This window comes from Mesorhizobium sp. M1338, from assembly GCF_040318045.1.
Classification (GTDB): domain Bacteria; phylum Pseudomonadota; class Alphaproteobacteria; order Rhizobiales; family Rhizobiaceae; genus Mesorhizobium.
Window position 1 is genome coordinate 1 of the sequence record NZ_JAMYLL010000086.1, and the last position, 12,277, is coordinate 12,277.

Here is a 12,277-nt window from a genome sequence, read left to right on the forward strand (position 1 = left end):
ATGAGTATGCGGCATGCTTGGCTTTGACGTGCATCTGCGACAAGCTGGCGCCCAAGCTCGGCGGCACGGATGCGAATGCTGCGCCAGGCTTCCAACATCGGTAGGACGACAGGAGCAAGCTCGCTCTGATCGATAAGAAGGCTCCGGACATTCTTTTCGAATGTAGTTCCCTTACCGGCGGGAACGAGCAAGCCGAACGTTTTCATGATCCCTCGGATCTGGTTGGAAAGCTCGACGGTGATCCGGACCAGCCGAGTGCGTGCTGCCACGAGCGTGCGGGTCAACATACTGTCGAAGCCTTTCACGCGCACCTCGCGAAAGAATCCTGCTTCAGCAAGACGCGCCAAACCATCGGCGTCATTCGCATCCGTCTTGTTCGCCGCCATATCGAGAGCGGCTTTGGCATGGCGCGCATCGATGCAGATGGCTGGCAATCCCTCGGCGCGCAGCGCATGATAGAACCAAACTGACAGCGGGCCGGTTTCGAACACGACGCGCTTTGCGGCCGGCGCCCGCTTGCGGACAAGCTCGGCAATGATCCTGGGATCAGATGCGCACTTCCCGCGCCAGATCCGTTCGCCTTCACGGCGGATCGACACTGCCGTCTCTTTCATCGACACGTCGAGACCGATATGTTCTTCCATGGCTGTTCTCCGTTGATGCTGGGCCCGGCGTCCAGTCGTGAGCCCGTATTTCATCTTATCGGGGAACAGCCACCCTCCAAGGCTATGATCGGTTCAGGGCGCGTCGCTCCCGCGATTACCCCATGTGGATGTCCTCCGCGCCCCGCGCAACTATCAGCGCGGTGTTTGGCAACAACGCAGCGAGGAAGGATACCACCATGCATGTAGCTACAATCGGTTTGGACTTGGCCAAGAATGTCTTTCAGGTCCATGGCATTGATGGCGAGGGGCGCGTTGTGGTGCGACGGCGCTTACGCCGCAGTGAAATGCTCCCGTTCTTTGGCGCGCTCAGCCCGTGCTGCATTGGCATGGAAGCGTGCAGCACCGCCCATCATTGGGCTCGGAATTGATGGCGTTCGGACATGATGTGCGGCTGATGTCGGCGAGCTATGTGAAGCCGTACGTCAAACGTGGGAAGAATGACGCAAACGAGGCCGAAGCGATTTGCGAGGCAGTGACACGGCCCACGATGCGCTTTGTTCCCGTCAAGACCATAGAACAGCAGTCCGTCACAATGCTTCATCGCACGCGCGATCTTCTTGTTCGGCAGCGCACGATGCTCGTGAATGCGTTGCGCGGACATCTGGCGGAAGTCGCCATTGTAGCGGCGCTGGGCCTTCCGAAAGTCAAGAGCTCATCACGCTCGTCAAAGACGATACGAACGAACGCATTGAACCATGCTATGCATTGCTCGAGGCGGTTCGACCTGGCCTTCTGCCAACGCAGCTCGTGACCAACGTTCAGCAGATTGGATTTGCCTTTGGAAGCGGCGGCATTGATCAGTTCGCATTCAAGCGAAGCTATTTGATCTCACATCTGCCGAGCTTCAGACTGCCGTATGTCTCTAATCCAACCAAAGCCACGCATGTTCATGCTCACCGTCCCTGCGAGCACGGGAGATTGGCTTCCTCGCCCGAGTGTCGAGAATAATCCTAATCAACTTGGTAACGGGAAATTCAGCGGCCATTGTCTAAAGAAGCAATATGACGCCACGCGCAAAACGGATCCTGGGGGTCGTGTGTGGATGTTCTCCGCATTGCAAGCGGGTTTGATGACGATCTGAACAGAACGGTTGGGTGCAAGCCATGTGTCCGGCCTCGTTGAAGCGGCACTTATGGCTGCGGGCCCTGATGAAGTTCGGCGGTCGGATCCCAATCAGAACATCGAGCATTATGCTCACAACCCCTAGCGGGCTATTCCGACCCCCGGCTCAACCGGTTTGTCATCATATCATCGTTCACCCTCGCAACTCGAAACTCGAAAAGCATCGTGATTGTTTCTTAAGCTGGCAACTCTCCTGAGCGTTCGTTGCGATAGGAGCCGCCCTTAGCGAGGACGGACCAGACGACCGCGCCATCTTGTTGGCTAGCGCCACGGCGACGACCCTGAAAGGTCGGCGGCCGAGCAATTCCATGATCCACGCCGAGCCTTTGGTTGTTCTGCCCCAGCGCAAGACCGCTGAGCTCCGACAATCAGCAGGCCCTCTCATGCGGCATTGCATGGAAGTGATTGTCGACCAGCTGCACGATATCCAGGGAAGGATTGGCACTCTCGATCAAGCTACTCACGCCTGGCACAGGCAGAACGACACCAGCCGCAGGCTGGAGACAATTCCGGGCGTCGGCCCGATCACTGCAAGCGTCTTGGCAGCGACGGTGGCCAGCCCTTCAGCATTTTCGTCCGGGCGACAATTGGCGGCATGGCTCGGCTTGGTGCCGCGGCAAAAATCCACCGGAGGCAAGGATCGGCTCGGTAAAATCTCAAAGATGGGCGACCAGTACATACGACTGGATGACGGCGCGGCGTTGATCGCGAAGGATTAGCGCGATAGGACCTACGCAGCACGCTTTCCCGCCACTCACTCCCAATCAGCAAATCGTGTATGGTAATTCGGTGCGTCGGTCGTGGTCGATCGTAATCGTGCTCTTGAGCGGTGGAACCGCGCGTTGGATGCAATCCATGCGCTCGCAAGTACGGCATGAAACGCCGATAGGCTCGAAGGCTGAGCTGTTGGCAAAATCCAGCCGGTCTGCGTAGACGAAATCGCCGGCGTCGGAGATCTCGCATCCGAGCGCGATCGCATAGCGTCGATGAGGAGTTCCAAATCCACCGTCCGCCTTGGTAATTTCTGTGGCGGTACTGAGATAACGCACGCCGTCCGCCGTCTCGGCCAGCTGGCAATCCATGCGGCCTGGAGTTTCGAACGCCTGATGAGCGTTCCACAACGGGCAAGCTGCACCGTAGCGGGCGAACTGCAACTTCGCGGCGCTGTGGCGCTTGGTGATGTTGCCAGCTCGGTCGATGCGCGCGAAAAAGACCGGAACGCCCTTCATCCGAGGCCTTTGCAACGTCGAAAGGCGATGCGCCACCTGCTCAAGGCTGGCGCCAAAGCGCACTGCCAGCAAATGCAGGTCGTGCCGAAGTTCTTTTGCCGCGGCCAGGAAGGGACGGTATGGCAACATGAGCGCACCGGCAAAATAATTCTGGAGGCCGATCCGGCATATCTCTGCCGCTTCGGAGGTGCGGAAGCGTGCGCGCTCGATGATCGCGTCTATTTCCGCCCGGTGCTCCAAGGCGCCGATCTGGAACGCCATCTGAAAACTGCGCGTCGGCGCAGGTGAGTACGAGTTCAAGTACAGCACGCGCGCGGAAGCGTCGAAGCGCCTAATCACTCGCTCGCCACTGCCAGCACGCGCAATACGAACATGATGATGCTGTTCCAGGTGATCCGCCAACGCCGTACCGACATCTCGATCCGGCACGCCCAGGGCTTTCGCCAGATGCTCGGCCGAGCCGTCGAGCTCATCGATGTAGTTGTCAACAAAATGAAAGAAATCCCGCACTTCCTCGTAGGGTGTCGGCTCGGCAAAGGCATTGGTTCGGATCAGCTGGTCGTCGAAGCTGGCAAGCTGCTCGCTATTCCTTCGATATGCCTGATGACAGGTGATCAGTGCATGCGCGAGAGACGGTGCGTTTTGGGCAACAAGCTTGAGTTCCTGTAATCCAGCCGAAACACCGCTGAATACGGGGTCAGCAAGCGCCTCGCTCAGTGCCGAGAGCAGCCGGTCGGCCTCACTGCCACCGATCGAAGCGATGTCCACATGGAATTTCTCGGCAAGCGCAAGAAGTACCGCGGCTGACACCGGTCGTTGATTGTTTTCTATCTGGTTCAGATAGCTGGTCGAAATCCGCAGCCGCATGGCGAACGCGGCCTGGGTGACCTTGCTGGCCTCCCGTAGTTCTCGGACGCGCCGCCCAATGAAAAGCTTATTGTTAGCCAATTGCAATTCGCATTTTGCTGTTTGCATTTTCATACTTTTTACAACCGCACCCGGTCAAGCCTTTTCCCTTCATTGCGGGCGAACTAATGCAGAACTCATGTCTGCGGAGGTTCTGATGCGATTGCCCAAAGCAAGCCCGAGTTCAACGCAAAGCCTGTTCGAAGCAAAGGCCGGGCGCTGATGCGAGGGGTTCTCGAACAACTCGAGGTCCGCCGTGCGCAGGCCCGCATGGGCGGAGGGCAGAATCGCGTCGATGCCCAGCACGCCAAAGGCAAGCTAACCGCCCGCGAGCGCCTCGTGGTGCTTTTCGATGAAGGCTCCTTCGAAGAATACGACATGTATGTCACGCATCGTGCAACAGACTTCGGCATGGCTGCCCAGAAGGTAGCCGGGGATGGCGTGGTCACAGGCTGGGGTACGATCAACGGCAGGCTCGTCTATGCCTTCTCACAGGACTTCACGGTGCTTGGCGGATCGCTGTCGGAGACACACGCTCAGAAGATCTGCAAGATTATGGACATGGCGGTGCGCAACGGGGCTCCGGTGATCGGCCTCAACGATTCCGGCGGGGCGCGCATCCAAGAGGGTGTCGCCTCGCTTGCCGGCTACGCCGACGTCTTCAAGCGCAATGTCGATGCTTCCGGCGTCATTCCGCAGATTTCTGTGATCATGGGGCCCTGCGCCGGAGGTGCGGTCTATTCGCCAGCCATGACCGACTTCATCTTCATGGTTCGGGATTCCTCGTACATGTTCGTGACCGGCCCCGATGTGGTCAAGACGGTCACAAACGAGATCGTGACCGCGGAGGAACTAGGCGGTGCCGCAACTCACACCCAAAAATCCTCTGTTGCGGACGGGGCTTTCGAAAACGATATCGAGGCTTTGGAAGAGGTTCGGCGCCTCTTTGACTTCCTGCCATTAAACAATCGGGAAAAGCCGCCCGTGCGGCCGTTTTATGACAATCCCGAGCGGATCGAGTTGCGCCTCGACACGCTGGTGCCGGAGAGTGCCAACAAGCCCTACGAGATGAAGGAGTTGATCCTGGCTGTTGCCGACGAAGGCGATTTCTTCGAGCTTCAGGCTGCCTTCGCCCGCAACATCATCACCGGATTTGTGCGCATCGAGGGCAGGACGGTAGGGGTGGTGGCCAACCAGCCCATGGTGCTGGCCGGATGCCTCGACATCGATTCCTCCCGCAAGGCGGCGCGTTTTGTTCGCTTCTGCAACGCCTTCGACATCCCGATCCTGACGCTCGTCGACGTGCCAGGCTTCCTGCCTGGCACCGCCCAGGAATATGGCGGCGTCATCAAGCATGGCGCCAAGCTGCTGTTTGCCTATTCCCAGGCGACCGTGCCGATGGTGACGTTGATCACACGCAAGGCTTATGGCGGCGCCTATGACGTGATGGCGTCCAAACATATCGGCGCGGACATCAACTACGCCTGGCCAACCGCTGAAATCGCGGTGATGGGGGCAAAGGGCGCGGCCGAGATCCTCTACCGGTCCGAGCTCGGCGATCCCGAGAGGCTGGCTGCTCGCACCAGGGAATACGAGCAGCGCTTCGCCACCCCCTTCGTTGCCGCCGAGCGCGGCTTCATCGACGAGGTGATCATGCCACATTCCTCACGCAAGCGGATCGCGCGTGCCTTTGCCGCGTTGCGCGGAAAAAGCGTCGAAACGCGCTGGAAGAAGCACGACACGATCCCGCTTTGAGTACGCAAGAAATGTTCAAGAAGATCCTGATTGCCAATCGTGGCGAGATCGCGTGCCGGGTGATCAAAACGGCGCAGAGGCTTGGCATAGCCACCGTCGCCGTCTACTCCGACGCTGACCGCGACGCCTTGCACGTCCGGCAGGCCGATGAAGCGGTGCATATCGGTCCAGCCGCCTCGGCGCAGTCCTATCTTCGCGTTGCCAACATCCTCGATGCCGTTGCCGCAACGGGCGCTGATGCGGTTCATCCGGGCTACGGTTTCCTGTCCGAGAATTCGAATTTTGCCGAAGCGCTCAAAGCCATTGGCGTGGCCTTCATCGGCCCCTCGCCCGTCGCCATCGAAGCGATGGGCGACAAGATCACCTCGAAACAGATCGCGGCATCCGCCGGTGTCTCCACCGTGCCCGGCCATATGGGCCTGATTGAGGACGCTGAGGAAGCGGTGCGCATCGCCAGCGAGATCGGCTTTCCTGTCATGATCAAGGCGTCCGCCGGCGGCGGCGGCAAGGGCATGCGCATTGCCTGGAACGACGGGGAGGCGCGCGAAGGATTTCACTCCTCACGAAACGAGGCGAAGAACGCCTTTGGCGACGACCGTATCTTCATCGAGAAATTCGTCACCGAGCCACGGCACATCGAAATCCAGGTGCTCGGCGATCAGTACGGCAACATCGTCCACCTCGGCGAGCGGGAATGCTCGATCCAGCGCCGCAACCAGAAGATCATCGAGGAGGCGCCATCACCGTTCCTCGACGAAGCAACTCGGCAGGCGATGGGTAAGCAGGCCATCGCTCTTGCCAAGGCGGTCGGCTACCACTCGGCAGGCACGGTTGAGTTCATCGTCGACCGCGACCGCAACTTCTACTTCCTCGAGATGAATACCCGGCTTCAGGTCGAGCATCCGGTCACCGAGCTGGTAACCGGCATCGATCTGGTCGAGGAAATGATCCGCATCGCCGCCGGCCAAAAGCTGCGCTTTGGTCAAGAGGATGTGAGGCTGAACGGCTGGGCCATAGAAAGCCGCCTTTACGCCGAAGACCCGTATCGCAATTTCCTGCCCTCGATCGGTCGTCTGACACGCTATCGGCCGCCCGCTGAAGGGGCGCGGGCGGACGGCTCCCTCATCCGCAACGATACCGGTGTGGTCGAGGGCTCGGAAATCTCGATGCACTATGATCCGATGATCGCCAAGCTCTGCACCTGGGCGCCCGATCGGCTTGGCGCAATCAACGCCATGGCTGCTGCGCTAGATGATTTCGAAGTGGAAGGCATCGGCCATAACTTGCCGTTTCTCGCCGCTGTCATGGACCATCCCCGGTTTCGCGGGGGGCGGCTGAGCACCGCGTTTATCGCTGAAGAGTTTCCGGATGGCTTCGCCGGCGTGATCCCAACGGATGGGGATGAGCGCAAGCTCACGGCCGTCGCCGCACACATCAACTGGAAACTCCAGCACCGTAACGTCCTGATCTCCGGGGCGATGGACAATCATCGCCGCAAAGTCTCCAGCGATTGGATCGTCACGCTTGGCGACCATGCCTTTCCGGTGGCCGTGTGCAATCAGGAAGACGCAACCGCGGTGACATTCCACGGTTCGGTCCTGAGCATTGGAAGCGACTGGCTGCCGGGATGGCATATAGCGCACTTTCAAATTGGCACTGAGACCACGTCGATCAAAACGTCACGCTCAGGAACCGGCTTCCGACTGCGCTGGCGCGGCATGGATGTTGTCGCCCATGTACGCAGCCCACCTATCGCCGAACTGGCGCGGTTGATGCCGAAGAAGCAGCCGCCGGACACCTCCAAGCTGCTGCTTTGCCCGATGCCCGGTGTGGTCACCGCAATTGCCGTATCCGAAGGAGAGTCGGTCGAGGCTGGACAGGTACTGGCCACCGTCGAGGCGATGAAGATGGAGAACGTCCTGCGCGCCGAACGGCGGGCCGTCATCAAACGGATTGCCGCCAAGGCGGGGGCAAGCCTTGCCGTCGACGAACCCATTCTGGAGTTCGAATGATGGCCGATCCCAAACTCGCCGACTGGCGCACTCTTGCCGAGAGGGAACTGAAGGCCTCACCAGATGCCCTCCTGTGGCACACGCCCGAGGGCATCGACGTCAAGCCGCTCTACACGGCCGAGGATCTCGAGCAGGGCAGCCATCTCGGTTCGCTTCCTGGGCTGAAACCCTTCGTCCGGGGCCCGCGCGCGACCATGTATGCCGGCAGGCCGTGGACAATCCGGCAATATGCCGGCTTCTCGACCGCGGAGGAATCGAACGCCTTCTACCGCAAGGCGCTCGCCGCCGGCCAGCAAGGCGTCTCGGTTGCTTTCGATCTCGCCACGCATCGCGGCTATGACAGCGACCATCCGCGTGTTGTAGGCGATGTGGGCAAGGCCGGTGTAGCGTTCGATACCGTCGAGGACATGAAGATCCTGTTCGACGGCATCCGGCTCAAGGACATCTCCGTCTCCATGACCATGAACGGTGCGGTCATCCCGATCCTTGCCTGCTTCATCGTTGCCGGCGAGGAACAGGGCTGCCCGCGCGGCCAGCTCTCCGGGACCATCCAGAACGACATCCTGAAGGAGTTCATGGTCCGCAACACCTACATCTACCCGCCAGAACCCTCGATGCGGATCGTCGCCGACATCATCGAGTACACCGCAAAGGAGATGCCGAAATTCAACTCGATCTCCATCTCCGGCTATCATATGCAGGAGGCAGGCGCGACGCTGGTGCAGGAACTCGCCTTCACATTGGCCGACGGGCGTGAATATGTCCGCGCGGCGTTGAATAAGGGCCTCGACGTCGACGATTTTGCCGGACGGCTCTCGTTCTTCTTTGCGATTGGCATGAATTTCTTCATGGAGGCCGCCAAGCTGCGGGCGGCGCGATTTCTGTGGTCGCGTATCATGGAAGAGTTCGAACCGAAGAAGCCTGCATCGGTGATGCTGCGCACGCACTGCCAGACATCGGGCGTGTCGCTGCAGGAGCAGGACCCCTACAACAACATCGTGCGCACCGCCTATGAGGCGCTCGCCGCGGTGCTCGGTGGCACGCAGTCACTCCACACCAACTCTTTCGATGAAGCGATCGCTCTGCCGACGGAGTTTTCGGCGCGCATTGCGCGCAATACCCAGCTCATCCTCCAGCACGAGACCGGCGTGACCAAAGTCGTCGACCCGCTGGCCGGTTCCTATTACGTTGAAAGCCTGACCGCCGAACTTGCCGACAAGGCGTGGGCGCTCATCGAGGAAATCGAGTCCACCGGCGGCATGACCAAGGCGGTCATCGACGGTTTGCCAAAACGTCTGATCGAGACGGCGGCGACCCGCCGCCAGGCGGCGATTGACCTCGGCGACGAGGTGATCGTCGGTGTCAACAAGTATCGGCTGGAGACCGAGGCCGCGATCGATGCCCTTGAGATCGACAATGCGGCAGTGCGCGAGGCGCAGATCCGCCGTCTCGAACAAACAAAGCGTCAGCGCGACCCCAAGCGCGTCGACGCAGCCCTTGCTGGGCTTGGTCAGACCGCAGCCAGCAGCAAGGGCAACATTCTCGAAGCAGCCGTCGAAGCGGTGCGCGCTCGCGCGACGGTGGGGGAGATTTCTGACACCCTGCGCCGCGCCTTCGGCGATCACGTGGCCGTTCCTGAGGTGACCTCGGAGGTTTACGGCGCCGCCTTCAAGAATGAGCCGGAATACCAAACCCTAACTTCCCGTATCAGGGAGGTTTCCGTGTCACTTGGCGGCCGGCCGAAGCTGATGGTGGCTAAGCTCGGCCAGGATGGCCATGACCGCGGCGCCAAAGTGATTGCATCGGCCTTTGGCGATCTCGGCTTCGATGTGGTTGCCGGGCCGCTTTTCCAAACACCGGAAGAAGCAGCAAGCATGGCCGTGGCCTCCAAGGTTCATGTCATCGGAGCGTCTTCGCTCGCGGCCGGACACAAGACCCTGTTGCCGCAGCTCGTCGAGGCGCTGAAAGCAAAGGGCGCCGAAAACATCATCGTCGTGTGCGGTGGCGTGGTGCCGCGCCAGGATTATCAGTTCCTGATGGACCACGGGGTAGCTGCTGTGTTCGGCCCTGGAACCCACATCTTGGATGCCGCGCGTGCGGTCGTCGATCTCCTAGAAGGAAGGCGTCGCAATCGATGAAGACGCTTGTCATCAAGTCCTCGGCAAGCCGTGGAGATGCCCCTGCTGGGACAGCGGCGTTGTAATCGCAAAGGCCCTCGAATGGCCTTAGCGGCCAGCCTCTCAGTCTGGCTGCCGAACACAAGAGCATGATCGATGTCGCTGCAATCGCTGATCGACCCAAGCGCAGCGAGGCCCGCGACGTCGCGTTGGGGACTGGAAAACCGAGCAGAATGCCGTAAATACGGACGTCGTTGACGTAAGGGAAGGGAATAATGGCCGCGAATGGACCGCAAATCAGCCGCGAGAGTGTCCGGCCCTTGTGGACGCAAACCGAAGTTCGCGCACTTCACGATGCCCCCTTCAACAATCTCCTCTTCCTCGCGCAAACCGTGCACCGCCAGAATTTCGATCCAACAAGGTCCAGCTCAGCCGGCCGCTCAGCATCAAGACGGGCGGATGCCCGGAGGATTGCGGCTATTGTAGCCAGTCGGCGCATCACGAGACCGGCCTGAAGGCGTCGAAGCTGATGGAGGTCCGGCGCGTCGTCGCCGAGGCGACCAAGGCACGTGACGCCGGCGCCACCCGCTATTGCATGGGCGCGGCCTGGCGAAACCCCAAGGCGCGCGACATGGATGCGGTGGTGGCGATGGTCGAAGGCGTCAAGGCGCTGGGCATGGAGACCTGCATGACGCTCGGCATGCTCGATCTTGAGCAAGCCGCTCGACTGAAGCAGGCTGGTCTCGACTTTTACAACCACAACATCGATACGTCGGAACGCTACTACAGCGAGATCATCAGCACGCGGAGCTTTGCCGACCGGCTCGAGACGCTCGAGCACGTTCGCCAATCCGGCATCAAGGTCTGCTGCGGCGGCATTGTCGGCATGGGCGAGGAGCCGGTGGACCGGATCGGCATGCTGGTGACGCTGGCCAACCTGCCGGAACACCCCGAAAGCGTTCCGATCAACATGCTGATGCCGATCGCCGGCACCCCGCTTGCCGACGCCAAGCCGATCGAGCCGATCGAATTCGTGCGCGTGATCGGGCTGGCGCGCATCATGATGCCGAAATCGCATATCCGTCTCTCCGCCGGCCGCACGGCCATGACCGACGAGATGCAGGCGCTGTGCTTTTTTGCCGCAAGGCGCTCGGCGCATCTGGTGCGCTCGTGACCGGGCCGAGGAGTCTGTGCGAGTATCTACTCAACCGGTGCCGGCCGTTCATCTACGCCACCGCGCCATCGCCGCTGGCTGCCTTGTTGCGCGAACGCGGAATCGCCAACCACGAACCACGACCGATCTTTGTCGGCGCCCACAATGAGCGCCTGACGCGCTTCGGGGCGACCCACATCGTACGACGAGCGGCGGCCAAGGCAGTGGCCATAAGGCCGGACTTGGCCGAAAAGCCCATATCGCCACAGATCTTCCGGCACTCTCTCGCCATGAAGCTTCTCCAGTCCGGCGTGGATCTTTTGACGATTCAAGCCTGGCTCGGGCACGCACAGTGAACCGCTGTACAATCTTGCCAAGTTTGCCTTTGAGTGGTCGGTGCGCATCGAGCGTCCAAGCCGTAGGCGGCAGCCTGTTGAGGCTCGTAGTGGTCGGAATGCGAGTCGATTTGTCGCGGACGAATCAGAGCCACCACAGGATTTAATGCGGCATCGACGGCCCGGCTGCGAGCCGGCCGATGGAGGCGCACATGGTCCGGCGCATGGACCGCTCTGTGCTGCGCGTGCACGTGTCGTTCGAAGCGACAAGAACCGGCCCCTGCTCGAGGCCTACGCCCGGCTTGTGCCAACGATCCGGCGCACGAGCCAACGGCCGGAACGTCGCCCGGACCTCTCATCGAAGGTGACGGGCATGACAGCGAGATCTGGAGGTAAGCAATGACCGAGACGCGATGTGAGCTCTATGCACGGGTATCGAGCGAGGCCAGACGCGCGACAACACGATTGCCAGTCAGGTCATTGCGTTGCAGGAACGCATTGCCGCCGATGACTTCGTGCTTGAGCCAGGTCACAGCTATCTGGACGACGGCTACAGTGGTTCGGTTTTGCTTCGCCCGGCGCTGGAGCGGCTGAGGGATGCGGTTGCCAGTGGCCACGTCGAGCGTCTCTACGTCCATGCTCCCGATCGGCTCGCCCGCCGCTACGCCCATCAGGCGCTGCTGATCGACGAGTTCCGTCGTGCCTTCTGCTTCAGGGCTTCGATCGAGCGGGCCCGCAGGATCGAAAGCTCCAGTTCGCTCATCGTGCCCTTCATGCCGAGCAGCAGCCTGTCGTTGGGATAACGCGGTTCGTAGATGCCGTCCTCATCGATGATGAGCGTTCCGACAAGGCCGCAAAACTCGATGAGCGTATGCCAGTCCCGGCCATTGCGGGCCAGCCGGGAGGCTTCAATGGCGAGGACCGCACCAACCCGACCTTCGCAGATCGCCGCCAGAAGCTTCTCAAAGCCCGGACGGCTGATG

The 12,277-nt window shown here is 60.6% G+C and carries 6 protein-coding genes and 5 pseudogenes; 8 read left to right on the forward strand and 3 right to left on the reverse strand.

The annotated features are described in order from the left end of the window. Positions 1-644, reverse strand: a 644-nt coding sequence (locus tag NKH19_RS31990; protein ID WP_352983709.1) for an IS110 family transposase, incomplete at its 3' end; no start/stop codon positions are given. A gap of 197 nt (positions 645-841) precedes the next feature. Between NKH19_RS31990 and NKH19_RS31995 the strand changes: the two are divergent. Together NKH19_RS31995 and NKH19_RS32000 are read left to right on the forward strand one after the other, a co-directional pair. Beyond that, positions 842-1,302 (forward strand): annotated as a pseudogene (locus NKH19_RS31995) (IS110 family RNA-guided transposase); the annotation flags it as partial. 967 nt (positions 1,303-2,269) lie between these two features. Then, positions 2,270-2,470 (forward strand): annotated as a pseudogene (locus tag NKH19_RS32000) (transposase); the annotation flags it as partial. Between the two features lie 81 nt (positions 2,471-2,551). Here the strand turns inward: NKH19_RS32000 and NKH19_RS32005 are convergent. Next, positions 2,552-3,964 (reverse strand): helix-turn-helix domain-containing protein, encoded by a 1,413-nt coding sequence (locus NKH19_RS32005; protein WP_352983713.1) that lies wholly within the window; start codon positions 3,962-3,964, stop codon positions 2,552-2,554. A 180-nt stretch (positions 3,965-4,144) separates the two neighbouring features. On the opposite strand from NKH19_RS32005, the gene NKH19_RS32010 reads away from it, so the two are divergent. From NKH19_RS32010 to NKH19_RS32035, 6 genes and pseudogenes are all read left to right on the forward strand, one after another. Beyond that, entirely contained in the window at positions 4,145-5,677 is a 1,533-nt protein-coding gene (locus tag NKH19_RS32010) for an acyl-CoA carboxylase subunit beta (RefSeq protein WP_352983710.1), read from the forward strand. A gap of 11 nt (positions 5,678-5,688) precedes the next feature. Next, entirely contained in the window at positions 5,689-7,689 is a 2,001-nt protein-coding gene (locus tag NKH19_RS32015) for an acetyl-CoA carboxylase biotin carboxylase subunit (RefSeq protein WP_352983712.1), read from the forward strand. Then, complete coding sequence (scpA, locus tag NKH19_RS32020) at positions 7,689-9,827, forward strand: methylmalonyl-CoA mutase (protein ID WP_352983715.1); 2,139 nt, start codon at positions 7,689-7,691, stop codon at positions 9,825-9,827. Before NKH19_RS32015 ends, scpA begins: the two co-directional genes overlap by 1 nt. Positions 9,828-10,081: 254 nt before the next feature. Further along, positions 10,082-10,959 (forward strand): annotated as a pseudogene (gene bioB / locus NKH19_RS32025) (biotin synthase BioB); the annotation flags it as partial. Further along, positions 10,944-11,312 (forward strand): annotated as a pseudogene (locus NKH19_RS32030) (tyrosine-type recombinase/integrase); the annotation flags it as partial. The pseudogenes bioB and NKH19_RS32030, both read left to right, overlap by 16 nt. Positions 11,313-11,779: 467 nt before the next feature. Next, positions 11,780-12,097 (forward strand): recombinase family protein, encoded by a 318-nt coding sequence (locus NKH19_RS32035; protein WP_502911094.1) that lies wholly within the window; start codon positions 11,780-11,782, stop codon positions 12,095-12,097. On the opposite strand, the pseudogene NKH19_RS32040 reads toward NKH19_RS32035, so the two are convergent. Continuing rightward, positions 11,989-12,276 (reverse strand): annotated as a pseudogene (locus tag NKH19_RS32040) (recombinase family protein); the annotation flags it as partial. The gene NKH19_RS32035 and the pseudogene NKH19_RS32040 sit on opposite strands and share 109 nt — an antisense overlap. Position 12,277: the final 1 nt, after the last annotated feature.